Origin of the sequence: Streptomyces sp. N50 (assembly GCF_033335955.1) — a bacterium.
Lineage (GTDB): Bacteria > Actinomycetota > Actinomycetes > Streptomycetales > Streptomycetaceae > Streptomyces.
In genome coordinates this window covers 9,858,046-9,880,845 of the sequence record NZ_CP137549.1, presented here as the reverse complement: position 1 = coordinate 9,880,845, position 22,800 = coordinate 9,858,046, and the positions used below count along the sequence as shown (strand labels likewise).

Here is a 22,800-nt window from a genome sequence, read left to right as displayed (position 1 = left end):
GGTACTTGGATGTACCGTTTGATCTCTGCATCCCGCGTGTCCGCCGGACGACGTGTGCGCTCGGCGTCCGCGGCCGATGACAGGGCTAGCGGCCCGGCTCGTGCCCTGGCACGGCCGGTCCGTCTGCCGTGTCGGTGTCCGCGCCCGCCGGACGGACGCGGTACTCCTCGTGGCCAGCTCGTCGGGACGAACCGGCCGGGACCGGATCGCTCCCCGCCGACGGATTCCCGTCCGCCGCCACGAGACGCACCCCCCGCCCGCCGAACTCGGCGATGACGACGTCACCCCGCCGCACCGTGACCTCACAGATCACTGAACGGCCCTGCCAGGAGCGGGTCACCGCTTCGGCGACCAGGTCGTCACCGAGGTGGCCGGGGCGCCGGAAGGCAATCTCCGCACTCGCCGTGACGACCGGCGGGCCGAAGCTGTTGACGGCACACGCGAAGGTGGTGTCGGCCAGCGCGAACACGAGCCCTCCGTGCACGACGGCGTGACCGTTGACCATGTCCGGCCGGACCCGCATCCGTGCGCGCGCCCGCCCGTCGGCCGCCAAATCGACCTGTATGCCGAGGAGTTCGCGGGTCCGGTCCTCGCTGAGCATGCGGCGCACGCTCTCCGCCACCCGACCGTCCGTGACGCGCCCCGCGTCATCGCGATGGCCGTCGGAGGTGAAAAGGTCGGGCGTCACGGACGCAGTTCCAGACCGAGCGGGCGGCCGTCGTACAGGTCGTCGACGCCAGGCGCCCGATCGGGCATCATGCCGAGCTTGTCGCGCATCGTCAGGATGCACTCCAGACCGGCACGAGCAGGAGCCAGCGAGGCGGGGCGCGCGCGCAGCGCGGCCCGCGCCGAGGCCGGTCCGTACCCGCCTCGCGTCAGCACGTCCAGGATCTGTTCGTCCTCGGTGGCGTGCAGCCACTGCCGCGCCCTGTCGAGGGCCGTGAGATAGAGCGAGAGGTTCTCCCGTCCCGCCTGACGCGTCGTGGGGCCGGCCACGACAGCCTGTCCGGGAAAATCCGGCACCTCCTCCTCGACCGCGAGCAGCGAGACGAAGCCCTCCTGTCGGGCCAGCTCGTCCAGCGGCGGCCCCAGCCACGTCGCGTCGATCGACCGTGCGCGCAGGGCCTCGAAGCGCTCGCGCACTCCGCCCACCGGCACGAACTCGTACGCGCCGGGAGCAAGGCCATGGTGACCGAGGAGATGACGCAGCACGACGGCGAAGCCGTTGTCGGGCGCGTCCACGCCGAACACGGCGCCCCGCAGGTCTTCCAGCCCTCTCGCCGAGGGCTGCGCGACCAGCCGGAGTGGTGTCGTCGACTCGATCTCGGCGACGGCCCGGAGGTCGCCGCCGCGGGAGTTCCAGACGACCAGGTTGTCGATGGCCGTGACGCCCACGTCGACGTCGTCGGTCAGCAGTCGGTCCCGCTGGTCCGTCGACGACTCGATCAGCACGGTCTCGACTTCAAGGCCGTTGTGAGCGAAGAAGCCAAGCTCGTCGGCTACGACGCATACGGGCGGCGGAACGAACACCGCCTGTCGAAAGCACACCGTCATTGGAGTGCTCCTCTCTGCACGAGGTGCCCACACACTAGGTCAATCGAAACGGAACGTCTAGGATCACAACCGGTAATTTTTTGCCGCTGTCAGTGCCGTCACGCAGCGACGCGACAGCACACATCACCGTCATTGACCTGACCAAATGATGTCTCCGACGCATACCTCCGCCCCTCGGTGCGCACAGCCGGAACCCCCGGCACAGCCCCGACTACCCTCGCTTCATTCGAAACGGACCGTTTAGCATTCCTCGCAGTGGAGAGCCGCCGACGAGTCGGCGCACCCCACGCACCCATTCGCCAAATTGAGAGGTGCATGACATGCCTGAAGCAGTCGTAGTCGCCGCAGCCCGCACGCCCATAGGGCGCGCCGTCAAGGGTTCCCTGAGGGATGTCCGCCCCGACGATCTCGCGGTGACGGCCGTCCGTGCGGCCCTCGACCAGCTACCGGGACTGGACCCGACACGGATCGACGACCTTCATCTCGGCTGCGCCGAGCCGAGCGGCGAGCACGGTGCCAACATCGCCCGGCGGGTGGCCGTGCAGCTGGGGCTGGACGAGGTGCCCGGCACCACGGTCAACCGATTCTGCTCATCCTCGTTGCAGACCGCCCGGATGGCCTTCCACGCCATCAAGGCGGGAGAAGGCCACGTCTTCGTCAGCGCGGGTGTGGAATGCGTCTCCCGCTACCGGCACTTCGGCCCCACCGGAGCGGACGCCGACGACGTTGCGAACCCGGCATTCGCGGAGGCCGGGGAGCGCGCCGTGGAGGAAGCGCGAACCAACCGCCGGTGGACCGATCCCCGCTCCGACGGCCTGCTGCCCGACGTCTACATAGGCATGGGGCAGACCGCGGAGAACGTGGCAGGCCTGCGCGGGATCAGCCGTCAGGAGCAGGATCACTACGCCCTGCGCAGCCAGCAGCTGTACGCCCAGGCCGCCGAGTCCGGGTTCCACGCCCGGGAGATCACCCCCGTCCGGCTGCCCGACGGCACGGTGATCGCGACCGACGACAGCCCGCGCCCCGGCACGACGCACGAGGCCCTCGCCGGTCTCCCGCCGGCCTTCCGGCCGGGCGGCACGGTCACCCCCGGAAACTCCTGCCCGCTCAACGACGGAGCCGCCGCCGTGGTCATCATGAGCGATGTCAGGGCGCGAGAGCTCGGCATCACTCCCCTGGCCAGGATCGTGGCCACCGGCGTGTCCGGCCTGTCCCCCGAGATCATGGGCCTGGGGCCGGTCGAGGCCACCCGACGCGCTCTCGCGCACGCCGGCCTGTCGGTCGGGGACATCGACCTGTTCGAGATGAACGAGGCGTTCGCCGTTCAGGTCATCGCCTCTCAGCGCGAACTCCGCATCCCGTTGGACAGGCTCAACGTGCACGGTGGGGCCATCGCGCTGGGACATCCGTTCGGTGCGACCGGCGCGCGCATCATGACCACCTTGCTCAACGGGCTGCGCACGCGCGACGCACAGTGGGGCGTGGAGACCATGTGCGTCGGCGGCGGGCAGGGCATGGCCATGGTGCTGGAACGCCTCAGCTGAGTGGAAGTCGGCCGGGACCTGGCCGTCGTAGCCGACCGACCGGTCCGCCGCAGCAGGCCGGTCGCTCCGGCAACCGGGCCTCTCTCAGTCGACGGGCCCGACGTCGTTCTCAGCAGCTGTGCCGACGGATTGCGCGGCCGGGGTGAGCTGGTGATCGCTGCCGGGCTGTTCGGCTTCCCACAGGGGGTGATGGCGCCTGGCCCAGGAGCGGGACACGAGGCCGGTGCGCAGACCGGTGCGCGCCTCGGGGTCGTTGTACGCCATCCAGATATGACCGCAGACCAGGGCACCGATGAGCAGGGCCAGCCAGTCGTGGACGAACGTCGCCCCCGTGCGCAGGAACAACGGGGTGAGACGCGGGAACCACATGATGAGGCCGGTGCCGATCATCACCAACACGGCTCCGGAGATCACCGCCGCGTACAGCTTCTGACCCGCGTTGAACTTCCCCGACCGGTGAGGACGTCGGCGCAGCGTCGCCCGCAGCCAGCCGCGGTCGTGCGGGCCGAACCGGTTCAGGCGGACGAGGTCGGCGCGGAAGGCCCGGGAGACCAGCCCCGCCAGCAGCGGGACGGGCAGGATGACCCCCGCCCACTCGTGCACGGTCACCAGCAGGCGTCGGCGGCCGATGAGCTCCGCCAGCGCGGGCAGGTAGAGGAACGCGGCGGTGACCAGGGCCGTACCCATCAGCGCGGCCGTGGTGCGGTGGATCCAGCGCTCCGCGGCGGTGAAGCGCCGGATCAGCTCGGACGGTTCAGCCGGTCGAGTCATCGTCGCGTCCGTTCGACTTACCGACCCATGCGTCGATGTCGTAGCCGCGCGGCTCCCAGTAGCCGGGCACGACCCGGTCGGTGACCGTGATCCCGGCGAGCCACTTCGCCGACTTGTAGAAGTACATCGGCGCGGCATACAGCCGTACGGGTCCGCCATGCGCGGCGGTGACCGGCTTGTCCTGCATCTCGTAGGCGACGAGCATGTCGGGGCGCCGCGCCTGCTCCAGGGTGAGGCTTTCGGTGTACACCCCGTCGAAGCACGTGAAATGCAGGGCTTTGGCCTCTGGTTTCACCCCGGCCGCCTCCAGCAGATGGGACAGGCGCACGCCGGCGAACGGCGTCTGCGGCACCCGCCAGCCGGTGACGCACTGGACGTCCCGGACCAGGCGGGTGCGCGGCATGGCTTTCAACTCCTCCAGTGTGTACGTCGCCGGGCGGTCGACGAGGCCGTTCACCGTGAGCCGGTAGTCGGCGGAGGAGCGATGCGGGATGCTGTCGGCCACGGAGTAGAAGCGGAAACCCCCGCCGCCCGGCAGCAGCCCGGTCAGACCGGTGGGGTCCTTGCTGCTCACGGTGGCCAGCAGGCTGTCCGTCACGTCCTGCAGGCGCCCGCCGACGGGCACCGCGACGGCGCCGAGTCCGAGAATGCCGAGGACGACCCGCCGCCCGACCGGCCTGCCCTCGCCGTCCGCGTTCTCGGTCAAGCCCTCGCTCCCGCCCGCAGTTTCCTGACTCCGCCGACGAGCAGGATCGCGCCGACGACGCCCACGAACAGCCCGATCACCAGCCACTGGGCCTGCCCCGACATGCCGCTGCCGCCGACGGCGCCGGATCCCTGCAGGCTCCACACCACGCCGAAGAAGAGCAGCAGCACCCCGACGACCATCCGTATCCAGACCTTCATACCGTGCTCCCAGGAAACTGTCGAAGACTCACGCGGGTCAGTGGGCCGGGCCGGACTCCGTCGGCAGCGGGCCGGTGTGTCCGGCGCCCGGTCGTGCGGACGTTGATCATCCGCTCGTCGCCACGCTATACCTGAAGACGGAGCTCAATAAGTACAACTCTCAACTTCATGCGTGAAATTCACCGGCCGCAATCGTCAGCTCGGCCCTCGGCCGACAACCGTTCAACACCTCAGGTCCGCCTTGGAGATGCGGCCGTGGACGCCCTTGACGATGTCGACCACCTGGGAGACGTCGAAGTCGGCTGCCGCGCTGAGGTAGGCAAGGCCGACGAGGCCAGGGAGCGGGTGGCCGGGTCCGTGTGGACGGTGAGGCGGAGGGTGGCGCGCAGCGGGGCTTCGAAGGCGGTGAGGGCGACTTCGCCGTCGCCCTGGGAGAAGTGCGGGTCGCCGACGTAGAAGAGGGCCTGGGGGACCTGGACGGGGAGGAAGAGGCGGGCGCCGGTGCCGAGGTGGCGGACGTCGATGTTCCCGCCGTGCGGGCCGGGCGGGACGGAGTGGACGGGGGATTCGGTGGAGGGACTCCCCACCGCTGGCGCACGGTCGGTGACGGTTCACAGGTACGGCTCCTCACCGACCAGAACGCGGCGAGCGAAGCCGACCACCACCCCTGACACGGACATGGCCGGACGCGGCTGAGGGAAGCGGGCGCCCGTGTCGTCCCAGTTCGGCTTCGCTTCAGTGGAGCGCGGAGGATTCCTTGCGCAGGAACTCCGCGAGGCTGTGCGTAGCCGTGTTGTGGTCCGTCGCGGCGAACAGCGGGTCCAGGTGGTTCATGCCGTTGTCCGACTCGTAGACGCCATACGGTACCCGGGAGCCGGCCTCGACCTTGCGGGCGCCCTCCAGGACTGTGCCCTTGGAGTAGCTGGTGGCGAAGGCGTAGAGAGGTACGTCGATGCCGGCGCCGTGGTACAGCCGCAGGTCCAGCGAGCGGGTGAGGTCGGTGTCGGCGTAGACGTCGGTGACGTCGAGGTCCACGGAGAGCCGGGCGGGCCAGTACCACTCCCAGACACCAGGCACCGGACCGGCGTATGCCTCGGCGACGCGCGCGAGGGGTGTGATCCCGTCATCGACCCACCCCCGTACGCCATCACTGTCCGCGCTCTCGGCAAAGTGCCCGGAGTGGACGGTGATGTCGTTGGGCCAGCCGAACCCGGCGTCGACGAGCAGGCCGAGCAGGGCCGCGTTGCTCACCGCGAAGGAGGGCCGCAGCGCGTCCGGCAGCCGGGACTGGAGCACGGAACGGCCGCCCGGGTCCCGGTGGGCGTACCACCCGGCGAGCTGGTACCAGATCTGGGTGCTCTCTGCCCGGGTGCCCACTCCGACCGCGCTCAGGGTCATGTCGAACACGGCCCCGCCCTCGATCGCCGCGAGCCGCTGCCGGACCTCCTCCGGCGAGTCCTGCACGGGCGAACCGGTCCCGTCGAACGCCCCGAGCACCCCGCCGTCGATCACGGCGAGCCCGGCCAGGTCCCGGAACCCGGGGCTCCCCGCGAAGTCCCAGGCGGCGTACGCCAGTGCGGTGGTCGCACCCCAGGAGTGCCCACCGAGCACCACCCGCCGGGTACCGCCGGCCCGGGCGGCCAGCACGACCGTGCGCAGGTCGCGCAGGCTGCGCGAGAGCCCCCACCCGGCGGCGAAGGCGGAGGCCGCCGGGTCCTGGGACCGGTAGTGGCCGTCGAGGTAGTAGGCGGCGGGGTCGGAGCCGCCGAACCCGGCCCGGTCCGCCAGGTTCTCCTCCCGGCGGTCGAACGCCCACACCTGCACACCGGGCACTGACGCGACCAGATCCCTCGCCATCAGCCGGAAGTCGTTGGCGGCCCCGAACATGCCCGGCACCAGGACCAGCACGGTGGCCGCGTCCCGGGGGCCGATCCTGAGCACGTGCACACGGTCGGTGGGGGCGGGGCCGCCACCGGGGGCGACGGGTATCGCGGTGTACGACTCGGGGGTTGCCGCTCGGCCGGTGCGGGCCGGCTCGTCGGCGGACGCCGCTCGCGCTGTGCCGGTGGTGCCCGCGGCCAGGGCGAGACCGCTCAGCGCAGTCGCGCTCATCAGGGTCCTGCGGGACGGATTCCCTCGCGTCGGACGGTTCGTCATCTTCGGGTCTCTCCTTCGGCGTTGGGAGATGTGAGACACCGTTGATCCCCAGCTTCTCCCGAGTCCTGTGCGGGCCTGTCGCCGGGGTACCGCCGTGACGCGGCGTGCCGGCCCAGCCGTACGAAGGAGGGAGTGGCCAACCGACCCGTCTCGAACCTGCTGTCCCGTCACTTCCGGTCGGCGACGAGCGACCAGACCTCCACATCGTGTCGGACCCCACCCAGGGACAGAGCCGAGCGCAGCACCCCTTCGCGTTCCATGCCGAGTCGTTTCGCCACCGCGAGGCTGGGTGTGTTCCCGGTTGCCGCCGACCACTCGACGCGGGACATGCCCCGGGCGTCGAGCGCCCACTCGGTCATCAGGCGGGTGGCCCGTGTCACCAGACCCCGGCCGCGCGCCTCCGGCGCGAGCCATGCTCCCAACGAGCAGTTTCCGGTCCGTGCGTCGAACGTGGCGAACCCCGCTCCTCCCACGAGCAGGTCGTCGAGCCAGATGCCGTAGACCCGCCTGCCGTCGCGGGCCTGGTCGTCGGCGTAACCCTGCAGCCATTGCGCGGCCTTGGCCGGTTCGTCGATATCCGTCGCCCAGGGCATCCAGGGGGCGAGATGGGAGCCGGAGCGTACGACGAATTCGTAGAACTCCTCTGCCCGCCAGGGCTCGAGGGCGCGGAGTTCGGCCCCTTCGGCGACGGCGTGACTGAGCATGGCGCTTCCGATCGACGGAGGGGGGTGGGATGCGGTGGACCAGTCAAGTCCCTTGGCCATCAAGGAGGTTGCGGCCTCGTGAGCGACTTGTGCAACTACGGTACTCAAAGCTTCAAGATCTTGTCCCGTCGCACAGCCGGATCATAGGGTTCCGGGTGTCCGTGATGTCCGGCGCCGATCGCCGCCCTCCCCGCATCCGGCACTGCGTGACAGGCGTGAACATTGAGCGTCGCTATCTTCGTCCTCAGACGGCTCGGCGGTGGGCTGCTGGTCCTGCTGATCCTCAGCTTCCTGGTCTTCGCCCTGCTGGCCGCGAGCCCGGGGTCACCGATCCAGACCCTGCTCGGCACCCGGCCGGCGACTCCGGATCTGGTGCACGAACTGCGTGGCCGTTACCACCTCGACGACCCCTTCGCCGTCCAGTACCTGCACTGGTTGTCCGACGCCGTCCGCCTCGACTTCGGCCGGTCGATCTCCGTCCAGTCAGGGACACCGGTCGCGGACATGATCTACGGCCGGCTGGCGCTCAGCGCCGAACTGGCGGTCTACTGCCTGCTGCTCGTCCTGCTGCTGGGCGTCCCGCTGGGTGTGATCGCGGGCATCCGCCACGGCCGGACGGCCGACCGGATCATCTCGCTGCTGGCCACCGCCGGTTTCGGCGCTCCGGCCTATGCCCTGTCCATCGTCCTGCTCTACGTCTTCGGCGTCGCCCTGGACTGGTTCCCGGTGTACGGGGCGGGGGACGGGTTCGCCGACCGGGTCACGCACTTGACGCTGCCCGCCGTGGCATTGGCGACCGTACTGTCGGCCGTCGTCGTCCGGCAGGCCAGGGCGGCCACCCTGACGGTGTTACGGCAGGACTACATCACCTTCGCCCGGCTCCGCGGCCTCGGCCCGCGCCGCGTGCTCATCGGCTATGTGCTGCGCAACTGCGCGCCCCCGGTGCTCACCAGCGCCGGGATGCTCCTCGTCGCACCGCTCAGCGCCGGGATCTTCATCGAGCAGGTGTTCTCCCTGCCCGGAGCGGGCTCGCTCCTGCTGTCGGCCGTGACCGCCAAGGACGTACCGGTCGTCCAGGCACTCGCGCTGCTGATAGGCGCCCTGGTGGTCCTGGTCAACCTGCTCGTCGACCTGCTCGGGTTCCTTCTCGACCCGCGGGTCCGCTTGCACACGGCTGGGGAGGGCTGATGCCGAACCCCCCGGCCCCGGTCCCCGCTCCGGGCACCGCCGACGCGCGGAAGGTGTCGAGGCGCTTCCGTGCTCCCGCGCTGGTGGCGCTGGCCGCGTCGGGCGTCGCCGTCGTCGTGCTGCTGGTGGTGGCGGGCGACTGGGTGGCGCCGTACGACCCAGGGCAACAGGATCTGATGCGCGGTGCGGCCGGTCCGGGCGACGGGCACTGGCTCGGCACGGACGAGTTGGGGCGTGACGTCCTGTCCCAGGTGGTCGCCGGCGCGCGCACCGCCGTGGTCGGCCCGCTGTGTGTGGCGGTGGGTGCGCTGCTGCTGGGCGCTCCCCTCGGCGTGGCGGCCGGGTACCGGGGCGGTCTTCTCGACGCCGTGACGAACCGGTTCGCCGACCTGCTCTACGCCCTTCCCGCGTTGCTGCTGGTCGTCGTGGTGGTCGGGATGGCGGGTGACGGCTACTGGTTCGCCGTCGCGGTCGTCACCCTGCTGTGCCTGCCGGCGCAGATCCGCCTGTGCCGCAACACGACCCTCGTACAGGCCCGTCTGCCCTACGTCGAAGCCGCCCGGATCCTGGGGCTTCCCGACTGGCGTGTCATGTTCCGGCACATTCTGCCGAACATCCTGCCCACCGTCGTGGCGACCGCGCTTCTCGACTTCGTCGGAGCGCTGATCAGCCTGTCCGGCCTCTCCTATCTGGGGCTCGGGGTGCCGCCGGGCACGCCCGACTGGGGCGAACTGCTGCGCCAGGGCCAGAGCCTGCTCGCCGTCAACCCGTACATGTCTCTCGCACCCGGCCTCATGATCGCCATCGCAGCGACCGGTGCCACGCTCCTGGGGGACTGGGCGTACGACCGCAGCACCGCCGGAACGGACCGACGATGACGGACGACGGACGGACCCGCCGGATGCGTGCGGACCAGGAGGCCGGTGGTGCCCTGCTGTCCGTACGCCACCTGCACGTGTACGCGCACCCGGACCGCTCCCGGGGCCTACGGACCCTGGTCCGCGACGTCGGCTTCGACCTCGCCCCCGGCGAGACCCTCGGTGTCGTCGGCGAGTCCGGCAGCGGCAAGACGCTGACCGCCCGCGCCGTCATGGGCGTACTCGCCGATGGACTGCGGGCCGAGGGCGAGGTCCTGTTCGACGGGATCGAGCTGCTGGGCAGACGGGAGCGGGAGCTGCGTCCCCTGCGCGGCAGCCGGGTGGCCATGGTGCTGCAGGACCCGTTCACCGCACTGAATCCGCTGCAGACGGTCGAGGCGCATCTGCGGGAATCGCTGTCCCCGCAGGCGCGTCGCGACCGGGCGAGAGCCGCCACGGAGGTCTCGCGCCGCCTGCGCGAGGTGGGACTGGACCCGGAGACGGTCACAGGCCGCTACCCGTTCCAGCTCTCCGGCGGCATGCGGCAACGCGTCGCGATCGCGGCGGCGCTGGCGCGGGATCCGGAACTGCTCGTCGCGGACGAGCCGACGACGGCCCTGGACGCCACGACCCAGGCAGAGGTCCTCGCGCTGTTGCGACGACTGCGGGCCGACCGTGGCATGGCCCTCGTGCTCATCACGCACGACCTACGCGTCGCGTTCTCCGTCTGCGACCGGGTGCTCGTCATGTACGCCGGCTCCGTGGTGGAGGACGCCCCGGCCGCCGCGCTCGCCGCCGCGCCGCGACACCCCTACAGCCTCGGCCTGATGCTGGCCGAACCTCCCGTCTCCCATTTCGTGGACCGCCTGGTCTCCCTGCCCGGCCAGGTACCGGCCGCCGACAACGTCGCGGAGACCTGCGCCTTCGCCGACCGGTGCGAGTGGCGGCGCCCTCCTTGTGCGGCAACGCGCCCGGAGTTGACTCCCCGGTCGGCACAGCGGCGATCCGCGTGCGTACGGATCGCCGAGATCGACGACGAGCTCCGCGTCCGCCTGAGCGGCCCCGCCACCCCGGGTACGCCTCCCCCGGCCCCCGGCGGCGACCCGCTCCTTGTCGTCGAGGGCGTCACCAAGACGTACGGAAGGACCTCGTCGCTCATCCGGCCGCGAAGGACGACGACGGGCACCTCGGCCCTGCGCGAGGTCTCGTTCTCACTCCGCGAGGGCGAATCGCTGAGCGTCGTCGGCGAGAGCGGCTCCGGCAAGACCACCCTCGCCCGCTGCATCCTGGGCCTCACCACGCCCACCAGGGGCACGATCCGGCTCGGCGACATCGATCTCGGCGACTACCGCAGGCTGAGCCGGAACGACCACCGCAAGGTGCGGCGACTGGTGCAGATGGTCTTCCAGGACCCGTACTCCTCCCTCAATCCACGGCTCACCATCGGTGCGACCCTGCGTGAGGCGGTCGCAGCGGGCGCCGATCCCGCGCAGCGGCCGGCTGAGCTGCTGGAGCGCGTGGGCCTGCCGGCCTCGTACGCGCGAAAGCACCCGGGCGCGCTGTCCGGCGGCGAGCGGCAGCGGGTCGCCATCGCCCGCGCGCTGGCGGTCCGCCCCAAGCTGCTGGTGTGCGACGAGCCCGTCACGGCGCTCGACGTGTCGGTCCAGGCCCAGATCCTTCAACTGCTGCGCGAGGTCCGCGCCGAGTACGGCACGAGCCTGATCCTCATCACCCACGACCTGTCGGTCGTCCGCCAGATGACCGACCGCGCCCTCGTGCTGCGCGGCGGCGAGATCGTCGAGAGCGGCGAGACCGCGGCCCTCCTCGATTCCCCCGCCACCCCCACACCCAGCGCCTTCTCGCCTCGACTCCGGGCGAGAGCTGAGCCCTGCTCAGACCCCCCCGCACAGAACGGAAGCAGGAATCCGAATGCCCCCCGCCGTGCCCGGCCGACCCGTCAGGCCTCTCTCACGGCGGACGATGCTGTCCGCCGCGATCCTCACCGCCCTCACCACCGTCGCCGCCACCGCCTGCACCAGTGACAACGGCACCGCGACCACAGGGACGAAGAGAACGACCGACAAACCCATACCCGTGGTCAACTGGGCGCTGCCCAACGCGCCCGCGTCGCTCGACTACGCCAAGAGCTACGACAACAACTCGACCGGCGCCGTCATGTCACTCGTCACGGAGCCCCTGGAACGGGTCTCCAGCACCGGTGAGTTCACCCCGAACCTCGCGTCCTCGGTGGCCCAGCCGAACACCACCACCCTCGTCTACCGGCTCCGGTCGGGGGTGAAGTTCTCGAACGGTAAGGAAATGACGGCACAGGACGTCGCCTGGAGCATCGAGCACTTCACCGCCGAAACGGCACAGACCGCCGCCCTCGGCCAGAAGGTGGGCAGCGTCAGTGTGACGGGCCCGCTGGAAGTGACCGTGAAGCTCAAGGCTCCCGCCCCGACGGCACGTGCCGGCATCGCCCTCGCGACGCTCGTCGAAGACGCCGATTTCGCGAAAGCGCACGCCAAGACCCTGGGCAACGCCGGCACCGCCCCGATCGGCACGGGCCCCTACAAGCTCGCCTCCCAGACAGCGGAGAAGATCACCCTGGTCCGCAACCCGCGGTACACCCGGACGAGGCCGCCCGCGGACAAGGTCGTCTTCTCCGTCATCCCCGACGACACGGCCCGCCAACTCGCCCTGCGCTCCGGCTCGGTGGACGGCGGCCCCGTCACCAACCGCAAGAGCGTCGCCCAGTGGAAGGCCATACCGGGCGCGACGGTCTACGCCGCCCCGTCCCTGTCCCAGGACTTCCTCGCCATGGACGTCACCCGCGCACCCTTCGACGACGTGCACGTTCGCAGGGCCGTCGCCCACTCGGTCGACATCGCGGGCATCATGAAGGCTGGCTTCGACGCGTACGCCCGGCCGATGACGGGGCTGGTCCCGGCCGGGGAACTGGCCGGCGTGGCCGGCTCGCAGAAGTCGGCGGAAACCTTCCTGTCCGGTCTGCCCCAGTACGAGCTCAGCGAGGCCAAGGCCAAGGCCGAGCTGGCCGAGTCCGCACATCCGCAGGGCTTCTCGACGACCATCGAGTACGTCAAGGACTACCTCTGGCAGGAACTCACCGTCCTGAACCTCCAGCGGAACATGCGTCCGCTCGGCGTGAAGATCACCCCCAAGCCCGTCACCGCCAACGAGTGGTACGCCAAGTTCTACCAGCATGGACTGACGGGCATCACCCTCCCCTTCGGCTTCGGGGCGAGCTACCCGGACCCGGCTTCACTGCTGGGCAAACTCGTCGGCGAGGCCAACATCGGCCCCCAGAAAATCAACATCGCCAACTGGACCACCCCCGAGGTCGACAAGGCCCAGCAGGTTGTCACCGTCGCGGGCCCTCGCGCCCCCCGCTGGACTGCGGCCAAGACGATCCTCACCGAGGTTGCCGACCAGGTCCCCTACATCCCGCTCTTCACCGAGGACGAGGTCTACGCCCTCGGCAAGGGCCTCGCGTTCGACAAGTCGGGCATCACGTCCTTCGACCTGTCCAACGGCAGCTGGATCTTCTCGCTGAAGCCAACCGCCTGCCCCTGCGTCCCGGCACATCCGACGCGAAGGCCCGGGCTGCCGACCCGGGCCTTCGCCACGCATCCCCGGAGGTTGGTCCGGAGCATCGGAACACCTCTCCCTCCGGCAACTTGTGAGACGCATTGACTCACAACCCCTCTTCGATACATACTGTCTCACAGCTGGCCGGACAACCGGTTTGCCGATCGAGCACCGCCAGTCGCAGGTCCGCCGCGGGCCTGCCGCCGGGTCCGAGGAAACGGTTCATGCCCATGAACGAGAACGTCATCGCTCTTCGCTTCACCGAACGCGCCACCGCCTACCAGGCGCTGAGCGGATTGAAGAACCTCAGCGCCGCCAGCACCGAGGTCCTTGGTGCCGTACTGATCGAGCGCCTGGAGGACGGCGCGGTGCGCGTCACCGAAGGCGTGAACGGTGCGGCCAGGCGGAACGCGGCGGCAGCCGACACGTGCATCGCCCACGCCCCGGCCGACAGCACGGTCATCGTCGCCGAGGTCAGGGAAACCGGCACCGACACCCTGGACATGCTGGCACTGTGGTACGGCGCAGACCTCAAGCGCCTCCCGGCCGACTCCCTGCGCGGCGGTCCGCACGCGACGGAAGGTGCCACCGACGGCACCGGGGAGGAAGCGACGACGCACTGGTTCGACGGCGAGCGCGCCGAAGCCGCACGGAGGCCCTCGGACAGCGCGATGGCGCTGAGGCGGATTAGCGCCGCGTAGCCGGGGCCGGGGGCCACAGACCCGGGACGCCTCCCCCACCCCGCGCAGTGAGGGTGAGCCCTATACGGGTCACCCTCACTGCGCTTTCACCCCGCACGTTCCCACGGCACCCGCTCGCCTTCCGGACCGTGATCGTTGACGGGCCTGCTCCGTGCGGCCCTGGTGGTCACGCGTACCGTGCACGTCACCGCGGACGCCACAAGCGTGCGGCCGGCGTCGTCGAGAGCGACCCGCGACGACTCTGCACGGTAGGCGCCCACGACGTCGGCCGACAGGTAGCCACAGAAGCGGCGACACCGGTCGACCCAGTCGGTGAACCGGCCAGCGAGCACGGTCCGGCGAAACGGCCGAGGGCCCCAGGACGGCACGGTGCCGATCGGCGCCTTGCGCCCGGGGCGCCACCCCGGCGCCGAGCATGCGCGGACAACACGCGGAGACCGGCCCGCGGCTCGGGCGAGATGGCCGAAGCGGACGTGAGCGGCGTGGACGAGTCGACAGCCGCTCCGGTGGGCGTCCGGCGTCGGACCATGTCGGACGGGGTCACGCGTTCGGCAGCCAGGGCGCGAGCGCCGCGTCGACCAGGCTGACCACCAGGTCCTTTTCAAGGTGTACGCCGTGCAGGAAACGTTCGAAGAGCAGCGGTCCGATAATGCGGGCGACGAGATCCCTGGCGTGTTCCTGGACGCCGGGACGGAGTTCGCCGCGTTCCACGGCGGTGGCAAGCGCGCGGGTGAGGTCCTCATCGGCCTGGCCGAACATCTCCTCGCGGAGGCGCCGCGCCTCCTCGTCCCGCTCGGCCCGCTGGATGACCGTGGCGAGGATCGACACGGCGCTCGGCTGGTTGAGCCGATGGGCCAGCTGTTCCGCCTGGAAAACCAGCTGGTCGCGGACGGGGCTGTCGTCGAAGGAGAGCAGGGGGCGGACGTCGCCCGCGAGCGCGTCGAGGAGGAGGGCCTGCTGGTCGGGCCAGTGCCGGTAGACGGTGGCGCGGCCGATTCCGGCTCGTTTGGCGACGGTGGCGTGGGTGACGTTCTCGGGGCCGCCTTCGACGAGGAGTTCCGTGGCGGCGGCCAGGGCGGCGGCGCGGCTGCGCAGAGCGCGGGGATCGTCGTTGGTCCGGAGCACCGGAACACCTCTTTCTCGGCAACTTGTGAGACGCATTGACTCACAACTCATCTTCGATACATACTGTCTCACAGATGGCCACGGAAGTCCCGCCGAAGCGGGCGCCGCGACCCTCCCCTGCCAGACCTGGCCCCTTGCGGGTCCGCCGACCGAAGGAGAGCTCATGTCCGTGAACGAGAACGCCGTCACCCTGCGTTTCCCCGACCGCGCCGCCGCCTACCAGGCGCTCAGCGACCTGAAGCACCTCAGTCCCGCCACCACGGAGGTCCGTGCCGCCATGCTGATCGAGCGCCTCGAGGACGGTGCGGTGCGCGTCCCGGAGGGAATGGACACCGCGCAGGGGCGCAACACAGCGGTCGGCGGACTGGTCGGCTCGCTGGTCGGCATCCTCGGCGGACCCCTCGGCATCCTGATGGGCGTGGGCGTCGGCGCGCTGATCGGCGGAGGCTACGACTATCAGCGGGCAGAAGAGAGCACCGCCGCCGTCGGCACCTTCGGCCAGGAGGTCCCGCCCGGCGGCACAGCCCTCCTGGCCGAGGTCAGGGAGAGTGACACCGAGGCCCTGGACCTGCTGGCCATGCGCTACGACGCCGTCCTCGAGCGCCGCCCGACCGACTCCGTACGAGCCGAGCTGAAGGCCATGGAGGAGGCCGCCGAGCGCATCCGCAAGGACGAGGCGAAGGCCAGGCGCGAGCACAAGCGCGCCGAGATCGCGCAGAAGCTCGGTCGACGCCCCGGCGGACGCAAGGAGGACGACGCGGCACCGAAGGAAACGCTCGCCGTGTGAGGCGGTACGAGCGCCACTGACGCGGGGCACGGACCGCACCGCGGTTCAACTCCCCTTGTGCCCCGCTGGTCGGGGCGAGCCAATACCCCCGGCCCGCCCCGACCACTTCAACCTGACACCGGGCGCGAACACCCGCACTCTCGGCTTTGCCGACCTCCCGAAGGACCTGTGACGGGACATCCCTTCGGCGCTACGAGCGCGCGCATCATGACCATGTTGATCAAGGGGCTACGCCCGCGCGATGCGCGCCGGAGGCAGACAGGGCATGGCCATGGTGTGGGGACGCCTCAGATGAACCGCTCCTGCCGGCCGAGCGCTACACCGAGCCAGGAGGCGCCGCATCCGTCGGCAAGGCCCGTACCGCCCGGGTGACGTCCACGCGGAGGTCGTCGAGGCTGTAGTCGGCGCCGAGGACCATGCGCCGCAATTGGGGCATGGCGATGCCCCAGCCGGCCAGGGCGAGGGTGAAGAACACGCGGGTACGCGCGTCGCCGCCCGGACCGGCGGACTCGGCGGCGTCGATCTTGTCCTGGTAGTGGCGGGTGCGGGCCTCTTCCGCCGGGACGGGCTGGTCGCCGACCTCCAGGGCCTCCCACATCACCAGTCGCAGGGCCTCCGGGTGAGCGCGGTGGTAGTCGAAGAGGCGCTCGGCATAGCCGGGCAGGTCGTCGCTGGGCGGCACGGCCTCGGCGAGGTCGGCCAGCACGCGTTCGAGAACGACGGCGAAGAGCTTGTTCTTGTCCCCGAAGTAGTCATAGATCGCACGCTTGTTGGCCCTGGCCTCGGCGGCGATACGGTCCACCCGGGCGCCGGCGACCCCGTGCGCAGCGAACTCCGCCGTCGCCGCCGCGAGGATGCGTTCCTTGGTCGCCGTGGAGTCGTATGCCATGCCTCCCAGGGTAACGAACTGGTTCGTTTGACGAATCCAGGGCCGACATGTCAGCCTCGAAATCGAACCATCCAGTTCGTTCGGTTGGAGAGGAACGATGTCCCGCAAGCTGCCCCTGCTGATGGCGCTGGCCTGTGGTGTCGGCGTCGCGAACGTCTACTTCCCGCAGGCCCTCACCCCGCTCATCGCCGACGGACTGGGTGTCGCCCCGGCCACCGCGGCGATCGTCGCGACGGTGACCCAACTCGGCTACGCCGTCGGCATCTTCCTGCTGGTGCCGCTCGGCGACCGCCTCCCCCGCCGTCCACTGATCGCCGGACTGCTCGCCACGACCGGCCTCGCCCTCCTGGCCGCCGGTCTCGCCCCGGCCACCGGCCCGCTCCTCGCGGTCGGCGCCCTGGTGGGCATCGCGACCGTGGTCCCACAACTCCTGCTGCCCATGGCGGCCGGCCTGGTCGAGCCCGATCGACGGGGCAGCGTGATCGGCACCCTGCAGGCCGGCCTCATCGGCGGCATCCTGCTGGCCCGCACCTTCGGCGGCGTACTGGGCGAGCACCTGGGCTGGCGTGCGCCGTACCTCGTCGCCGCCGTATTGACCGGGCTGCTCGCCGTCGTTCTCGGCCTCGCCCTGCCCAACGACGTCCCGGCCGTGCACGATCGCTATCCGACCCTGCTCGCCGACACTCTGCGGATGCTGCGCACCGAGAAGGCGCTACAGCGTTCCGTGCTCTTCCAGTTCACCGTCTTCGGCGGGTTCAGCGCCGCCTGGACCGCCCTGGCCCTCCTGGTGACCGGCCCCCGGTACAGCATGGGCACACAGGCGGTGGGCCTGTTGGCCTTGATCGGGGCGGGCAGCATGTTCTGCGCGCCCGCGGCCGGACGCTGGGTGGACCGGCTCGGTGCCGACCGGGTGAACCTGTGGTGCGTCCTGGCCGCCCTCGCCGCGGCGGCGGTACTCACCGGAGGCTCACTGGGCGGAGCGGCGGGACTCGTGGCCCTGGCCGCCGGGCTGCTCCTGCTGGACGTGGCGGTGCAATGCGGCCAAGTCGCCAACCAGGCCCGCATCTTCGCCCTGCGGCCAGAGGCCCGCAGCCGTCTGAACACCGGCTACATGACCTGCACGTTCCTCGGCGGCAGTGCCGGATCATGGCTCGGCACCCGTGCCTACGTCCAGTTCGGCTGGGGTGCCGTCTGCGGCCTCATCACCCTGGCCGCACTCCTCGCCCTCGCCGCATACCTGGTCGGCCGCGGTCGGCACAGCGCGGTGAACACTCTTGCTGCCGGGTTCCCTTCCGCGCGACCCACGCAGAAGGGAACCGGCCAGGTCACGCGTTGAAGCGGTACGAGCCCGCACTCGCCCGGTAGACCTTGTAAGGCGCACCGCCCGAGGTGTCGTCGCGGACGAAGGCGGCACCCCGGGGCGCGCTGACGGGCTTGCCCTGTGTGGGCACCCAGATCTCGGCCCCGGTGTTGTACGGCACGGTCACCGCGAGGTCGATCCGGCCGTCCGGGCGGCGTCCCCACTCCGAGGACACCGTGCCGCGCACGGTGTCGATCGAGGCACTGACGTGGTCGAGGGTCGCGGGAGACAGGTCGGTGTCGTCGGTGTTCTCCGGGACCCGGCTGTTGACGGCAGCCGTGGGGATGTACGGGCGGATGCGCAGCGACTCGTAGGCGGTCGCGGTCGGCCTGATGCCGGCCAGGCTCTGGTAGAACCAGGTGGCCACGTTGGAGCGGTAGTGGTGGTCGACCGAGAGCCGGTCGGCCCACTGTTCCCACAGCGAGGTCGCGCCCTTGGCGATCTGGTAGACGTAGCCGGGGATGCCGGTCTGGGTGACCGCCTTCAACGCCACGTCCGTGTAGCCGTATTCGCTCAGGATGTTGAACTCGTAGCGCGAGCCGTACATGTCGTTCTGGATGTGCTGATCCGCGGCCACGATCCGGTCGGCCAACAGCTTCGCGAGGGCCTTCTTGTTCTCCGCGACCGTCTTCGTCCCTGCCAGATAGCAGGGGTCGTCGGACTTCAAGTCCGAACCGGGGACCATGTCGAAGGCGATGGCGAGTGTGTTCTCACTGGAGACGCTGCCCTGAGTGAAGCAACCCAGTGAGGCGTCCCAGTAGTTCGCGATGAACGCCTTGCGCAGCGTGTGCGCCAACTTCGCGTAATAGGCGGCTCGTTCGGTGCGGTCCAACCTGCGGCCCACCTCGTCCATGTAGTCGCAGAAGTGGATGTAGAAGGCGAGGCTGATGACGGCGTTGCTGCCGGGCGGCTCGGCGCCGGAGTAAGCACCCAGCGAGGCCTCGAACTTGTAGTCGTTCTCGGCGGTGAACAGCGTCTCGTAGTACGTCAGGAGCGTGTCCTGGTGGTCGTAGAGCTCGGCGAAGAGGCTGCTGTTGCCGTAGTACGTGTACAGCTCCCACGGGATGACGAAGTACGCCGAGTCCCAGGCCGGTACCGCCTTCCACGTGGCGTTCCAGCCGGGGGTGCGGTCGTAGCCGTAGCCGCCCTTGGCGATGGGGACGAACATGGGCAGCTGGCCGGTGGAGATCTGGGTGTCGGGGAAGTGGCGCAGGTAGTTGGTGAGGACGGCGTTGACGTCCCAGGTGAGGGACTCGGACTCGGAGCTCGCCATGGCGTCGCCGGTCCAGCCGTTCTTCTCGCGTGACGGGGTGTCGGTGGGCTTCTGGACGAGGTTGTTCTGCTCGGCCCACTCCAGGTTGCGCTGAAGGCGGTTGAGCAGCGCGTTGTCCGTGGTGAAGGTGCCGGTGCGGGCGAAACCGGTGCGCGCGACGCCCACGGTCAGCAGGTCCGCGTCCCGCTTCGGGTCGGGGGCCCGTCCGAGGACCACCTCCAGGTTCATCACTTCCAGGTAGCGGAAGCCGAAGTGGCTGAACTGCTGCTCCCAGGTCTGCGTCGGCCGCTTGCCGAGGGTGTAGTAGTGCGTCTGGAGGTTGGCGTCGTGCTGGAAGTTCTCCTCCTCGACGGACAGCGGGGAGGCGGCCGTGCCGTCGCCCCCACTGATCCGGTTGCCGCCGCGGATCCGAAGGGTGAGGCCCTCCTTGTCCGGGCGTATGTCAGTGAGCTGGAGACGGACAAGGCCGGTGAGGATCTGGCCGTAGTCCAGGACCCAGGTCCCCGATCCGGGGGCCGTCTCGGTGAGGGAGACCGGGCGCAGCGTCTGGCTGACCAGCACCGGCTCCGCCTCGTGGGCCCTCATGACGGCGGGTCTGAAGCCGTCGGGGATCTTCGTGGCGGGCAGCGCGCCGTGGTACTTCGGTGGAGGGCCCGAGCAACTGCCCGGCGGGATCAGAACGGTGGCGGGGCGCCACTCGCGGCCAGCGCGGTGGGCGACCGAGCGCCACTCCCCCAGTTCCTCCGCACGCCGGGCGTCGTACTTCTCGCCCGAGTAGACGGAGTCGTACGTCGTGGGCCCGTCCGTGCCGAGCCAGTCCTTGTCCGTGATCAGCGTGGTGGCGGAACCGTCGGTGTAGGTCACGACGAGCTTCGCGCGCAGGCGCGGCTGGCCGGTGTAGGGAGCGAGCTGCCAGTACCACTCCTGGGGCGTGGTCACGCCGTACCAGCCGCGGCCGAGTTCCGCGGCGACGACGTTCTCCCGTCCGGCGTGGAGCAGTTCGGTCACGTCGAAGGTGTCGTAGAGGACCGTGCGGTCGTAGGTGCTCTGGTCGGTGAGCAGTCTGGGCACGTTGGTCCGGCCCGTGGTCGCGCGCTCGCCGTCGACGGTGATCGGGTCGCCGTTGACGGTGAACGTGACGTTGCCCGCCGCGCTCAGGTGCAGCCGGGCCTTCGCTATGCGGCGGCCCTTGGGAAGGGCGAACGCTCGGCGCAGGATAGGTGCCGGGTTGGCGATGGGCAGCACGCTGTTCTTGGACGGGATGAACGGGTTCTTCGGGGGGAAGGTGAGGCCGGCGAGAGTGCCGATGCCGTTCTCGAACGGGTTGGCGCCCGTGGTGAGATCGACCCAGAAGTCGGAGGCTCCGGTACCGGTCACCTTGACGCTGCGGACGGTGGCGCTGGTGCCGCCGGCGAAGCCGAAGCTGCCGTGACGGCGGATCTGGTCGCCGGTGAGGGTGCGGCTGTCGACCTCGACGCCGTTGACGGTGGTGGTCACGGTGAGGCCGGTCACGGCGACCACCACCGTGTGGTCACGCGTGGCCCAGGTGTCCTTGGTCAGTCCGGTGGAGGCGGGGAGGGTGACCGTGCCGACCGGGACACTGCGGGTACCCGCGGTGGTGGGGTTGGTCTCGCTCTGCGGGTCGTAGTGGTCGACGCCCCAGTCCGGCTCCGAAGTGCCGTCGTCCACCCAGGTGTTGCCGGCATAGTGGCTGGTCCTCATGACCAACTGCATGTCGTCGCCACTCTGCCGGACGGTCCAGTTGAGGCCCTCGCCCCAGGTCTTCCCGATGGGTTCGGCGCGCAGGAGCAGGGCCAGCCCGCCGGCGGTGTCGGGGCCACCGCGGAAGACGACGGTTCCGGTCAGGTCCTTCCAGTCGTGGTCCCGCGTCTCGCGACCGCCGATCCACCGCGCACCCGACCAGTCCTTCTCGCCCTTCAGGAGGCCGGTCTCCCACGTCACCGGCTCGCTCCAGGGACCGGGTGCGCCCTTCTCGTCCCAGGTCCGCACCCGCCAGGAGTAGTTTCGCCCCGAGTGCAGCGGGGCGCCCTGGTAGGCCACCTCGATGCTGTTCGAACTCGCCACCTTGCCGCTGCGCCAGACGTCGGCCCTGCCCGGCCCGGTGCCGACCTGGATCTCGTACGCCGTCTGCCTGGCCACCGGAGGCAGCCAGCTGAACGCCGGCGGGGTCTCCGTTCCCACGGGGGCGACCCGCGAGTTGACCTGCAACTCCGCCGGTGCGCCACGGTGCCCGCGCGCTGCCGCCGTGCTCGCCCCCTCGGCGTTGGCCACGGCGGCGAGCGGGAGCGAGGCCCCGGCCGCCGTGGCCGTCATGATGCCGAGCATGTGTCGGCGGCTCAGCGCACGTCTGTTCTCCTCGGTCACGGCTCAGATTCCCTTCGTAAGCACACAGCGCTGGAAGCAGGGGTGTCCCTCCCCCGAAGGAATTGAAACGTTTCAATACCTTCCATGTGGAAAGCTTACGAACAGGTTCGGACAAAACACAATGGTCTGGAGCGACGGCTCACGGCGCGGAAGCCGGTCAGAGCGTCTGCCGGGCCATGTCGGCCTCGGCCTTGGACGCCCACGCTGTCTCCACCGCGTCCGCGAGGGCCTCCCCCTTGGCGAAGCCGTAGTACGCGGCGAACTGCAGCACGATCTCGTCCATCTCCTCCTTGCCGAGGTCTCCGGAGTGGAGCGCGGCCCTGACATGCGTCTGGAGGGGGACGGGCGAGTCGTCGAGGGCGACACTGGCGACCGTGACGATCCGGCGCTCGCGCCGAGTCAGCCTGGGGCGCTGCCAGACGTGCCCGAACACGAAGTTGAGAATGCCGGCGTGCCGGTACGGCGAGTTCGGGGGCGGTGCGGGCGTGAGGTTGACGTCGATGAACTCCTCCACGCCGCGTGCGAGCCGTTCGTCCCAGGCGGCGGGACCGAGGGTGTCGTCGCTCAACTGCGGCCAGGGAGGGGTCTGTTCGCCGCGTTCGCGGTGGATGCGGTCCCACTGCCGGGCGATGGCCCCCTCCACGTGGGACGCCTTGGGCCAGCCGCAGTACACCGCGAAGTGCAGGACGAACTCCAGCATGGCCTCAAGGCCGATGTCGCCGCTCGCGAGTGCCGCGTGGACATGGTCCTCGATGGGCTGGGGCGAGTCGGCGGCGGCCACGCACGTGAGGGTGACCCAGCGGCGGTCCCGGCGGCTCAGACCGGGGCGTGACCAGACCTCGCCATAGAGGAAGTCCCGTGCGGCGCGGCCGAACGGGGTGGCGGCCGAGGGTGGTTCGTGGGCGGGCAGGACCTCTGCCAGGGTGCGGTCCGCCTTGGTGTCGTCCATGAGGCCTCCGTAGGTTGTGGGGTGGCCCTGGCGGGCCGGAT

The 22,800-nt window shown here is 70.3% G+C and carries 20 protein-coding genes; 8 read left to right on the top strand and 12 right to left on the bottom strand.

Annotation, left to right across the window (positions count from 1 at the left end):
- Nucleotides 1-85 precede the first annotated feature (85 nt).
- Together R2B38_RS43870 and R2B38_RS43865 are read right to left on the bottom strand one after the other, a co-directional pair.
- On the bottom strand, nucleotides 86-688 hold the full coding sequence (locus R2B38_RS43870; RefSeq protein WP_318021399.1) for a hotdog fold thioesterase: 603 nt from the start codon (nucleotides 686-688) through the stop codon (nucleotides 86-88).
- Complete coding sequence (locus R2B38_RS43865) at nucleotides 685-1,554, bottom strand: ABC transporter substrate-binding protein (RefSeq protein ID WP_318021398.1); 870 nt, start codon at nucleotides 1,552-1,554, stop codon at nucleotides 685-687. The genes R2B38_RS43870 and R2B38_RS43865 overlap by 4 nt, the downstream gene beginning before the upstream one ends.
- 320 nt (nucleotides 1,555-1,874) lie before the next feature.
- Here R2B38_RS43865 and R2B38_RS43860 point away from each other — a divergent pair, with 320 nt between their 5' ends.
- Nucleotides 1,875-3,098, top strand: coding sequence for an acetyl-CoA C-acetyltransferase (locus R2B38_RS43860; protein WP_318021397.1), 1,224 nt, complete (start codon nucleotides 1,875-1,877; stop codon nucleotides 3,096-3,098).
- A gap of 84 nt (nucleotides 3,099-3,182) precedes the next feature.
- Here R2B38_RS43860 and R2B38_RS43855 read toward each other — a convergent pair whose 3' ends face one another.
- The 6 genes from R2B38_RS43855 to R2B38_RS43830 all read right to left on the bottom strand — a co-directional run bounded on the left by R2B38_RS43855 (nucleotide 3,183) and on the right by R2B38_RS43830 (nucleotide 7,636).
- Nucleotides 3,183-3,869 carry a cytochrome b/b6 domain-containing protein gene (locus R2B38_RS43855; protein ID WP_318021396.1) on the bottom strand — a complete coding sequence of 229 codons (687 nt, stop codon included), beginning with the start codon at nucleotides 3,867-3,869 and terminating at the stop codon, nucleotides 3,183-3,185.
- The gene (locus R2B38_RS43850; RefSeq protein WP_318021395.1) at nucleotides 3,853-4,575 is read right to left on the bottom strand and encodes a molybdopterin-dependent oxidoreductase; all 723 of its coding nucleotides are present in this window, start codon (nucleotides 4,573-4,575) and stop codon (nucleotides 3,853-3,855) included. The genes R2B38_RS43855 and R2B38_RS43850 overlap by 17 nt, the downstream gene beginning before the upstream one ends.
- A complete protein-coding gene (locus R2B38_RS43845) occupies nucleotides 4,572-4,775 on the bottom strand; it encodes a hypothetical protein (RefSeq protein WP_318021394.1) in 204 nt (67 codons plus the stop codon). Before R2B38_RS43845 ends, R2B38_RS43850 begins: the two co-directional genes overlap by 4 nt.
- 230 nt (nucleotides 4,776-5,005) lie before the next feature.
- The gene (locus tag R2B38_RS43840) at nucleotides 5,006-5,362 is read right to left on the bottom strand and encodes an acetamidase/formamidase family protein (protein WP_318021393.1); all 357 of its coding nucleotides are present in this window, start codon (nucleotides 5,360-5,362) and stop codon (nucleotides 5,006-5,008) included.
- Between the two features lie 148 nt (nucleotides 5,363-5,510).
- The gene (locus R2B38_RS43835) at nucleotides 5,511-6,932 is read right to left on the bottom strand and encodes an alpha/beta hydrolase (RefSeq protein ID WP_318021392.1); all 1,422 of its coding nucleotides are present in this window, start codon (nucleotides 6,930-6,932) and stop codon (nucleotides 5,511-5,513) included.
- 167 nt (nucleotides 6,933-7,099) lie between these two features.
- The gene (locus R2B38_RS43830; RefSeq protein WP_318021391.1) at nucleotides 7,100-7,636 is read right to left on the bottom strand and encodes a GNAT family protein; all 537 of its coding nucleotides are present in this window, start codon (nucleotides 7,634-7,636) and stop codon (nucleotides 7,100-7,102) included.
- Nucleotides 7,637-7,858: 222 nt separating this feature from the next.
- Here R2B38_RS43830 and R2B38_RS43825 point away from each other — a divergent pair, with 222 nt between their 5' ends.
- The 5 genes from R2B38_RS43825 (at nucleotide 7,859) to R2B38_RS43805 (ending at nucleotide 13,991) form a co-directional block, all read left to right on the top strand.
- Entirely contained in the window at nucleotides 7,859-8,824 is a 966-nt protein-coding gene (locus R2B38_RS43825) for an ABC transporter permease (protein ID WP_318021390.1), read from the top strand.
- On the top strand, nucleotides 8,824-9,702 hold the full coding sequence (locus R2B38_RS43820) for an ABC transporter permease (protein ID WP_318021389.1): 879 nt from the start codon (nucleotides 8,824-8,826) through the stop codon (nucleotides 9,700-9,702). Before R2B38_RS43825 ends, R2B38_RS43820 begins: the two co-directional genes overlap by 1 nt.
- Nucleotides 9,699-11,723: an ABC transporter ATP-binding protein gene (locus tag R2B38_RS43815; RefSeq protein ID WP_318021388.1), complete on the top strand. Its 2,025-nt coding sequence runs from the start codon at nucleotides 9,699-9,701 to the stop codon at nucleotides 11,721-11,723. The genes R2B38_RS43820 and R2B38_RS43815 overlap by 4 nt, the downstream gene beginning before the upstream one ends.
- A complete protein-coding gene (locus R2B38_RS43810) occupies nucleotides 11,662-13,395 on the top strand; it encodes an ABC transporter substrate-binding protein (protein ID WP_318021387.1) in 1,734 nt (577 codons plus the stop codon). Before R2B38_RS43815 ends, R2B38_RS43810 begins: the two co-directional genes overlap by 62 nt.
- A 119-nt stretch (nucleotides 13,396-13,514) precedes the next feature.
- Entirely contained in the window at nucleotides 13,515-13,991 is a 477-nt protein-coding gene (locus R2B38_RS43805; RefSeq protein ID WP_318021386.1) for a hypothetical protein, read from the top strand.
- Between the two features lie 540 nt (nucleotides 13,992-14,531).
- On the opposite strand, the gene R2B38_RS43800 is transcribed toward R2B38_RS43805, so the two are convergent.
- Nucleotides 14,532-15,116 carry a TetR/AcrR family transcriptional regulator gene (locus R2B38_RS43800; RefSeq protein WP_318021385.1) on the bottom strand — a complete coding sequence of 195 codons (585 nt, stop codon included), beginning with the start codon at nucleotides 15,114-15,116 and terminating at the stop codon, nucleotides 14,532-14,534.
- A 163-nt stretch (nucleotides 15,117-15,279) separates the two neighbouring features.
- On the opposite strand from R2B38_RS43800, the gene R2B38_RS43795 reads away from it, so the two are divergent.
- Complete coding sequence (locus R2B38_RS43795; RefSeq protein WP_318021384.1) at nucleotides 15,280-15,903, top strand: DUF1269 domain-containing protein; 624 nt, start codon at nucleotides 15,280-15,282, stop codon at nucleotides 15,901-15,903.
- Nucleotides 15,904-16,219: 316 nt separating this feature from the next.
- On the opposite strand, the gene R2B38_RS43790 is transcribed toward R2B38_RS43795, so the two are convergent.
- Nucleotides 16,220-16,792 (bottom strand): TetR family transcriptional regulator, encoded by a 573-nt coding sequence (locus R2B38_RS43790; RefSeq protein WP_318021383.1) that lies wholly within the window; start codon nucleotides 16,790-16,792, stop codon nucleotides 16,220-16,222.
- A 97-nt stretch (nucleotides 16,793-16,889) separates the two neighbouring features.
- Here R2B38_RS43790 and R2B38_RS43785 point away from each other — a divergent pair, with 97 nt between their 5' ends.
- Nucleotides 16,890-18,128, top strand: a complete 1,239-nt coding sequence (locus tag R2B38_RS43785) for an MFS transporter (RefSeq protein ID WP_318021382.1) — start codon at nucleotides 16,890-16,892, stop codon at nucleotides 18,126-18,128.
- Here R2B38_RS43785 and R2B38_RS43780 read toward each other — a convergent pair.
- Both R2B38_RS43780 and R2B38_RS43775 read right to left on the bottom strand, forming a co-directional pair.
- Nucleotides 18,118-21,810 (bottom strand): family 78 glycoside hydrolase catalytic domain, encoded by a 3,693-nt coding sequence (locus R2B38_RS43780; protein WP_318021381.1) that lies wholly within the window; start codon nucleotides 21,808-21,810, stop codon nucleotides 18,118-18,120. The genes R2B38_RS43785 and R2B38_RS43780 overlap by 11 nt on opposite strands.
- Nucleotides 21,811-21,967: 157 nt before the next feature.
- On the bottom strand, nucleotides 21,968-22,759 hold the full coding sequence (locus R2B38_RS43775; RefSeq protein ID WP_318021380.1) for a carboxymuconolactone decarboxylase family protein: 792 nt from the start codon (nucleotides 22,757-22,759) through the stop codon (nucleotides 21,968-21,970).
- Nucleotides 22,760-22,800 lie beyond the last annotated feature (41 nt).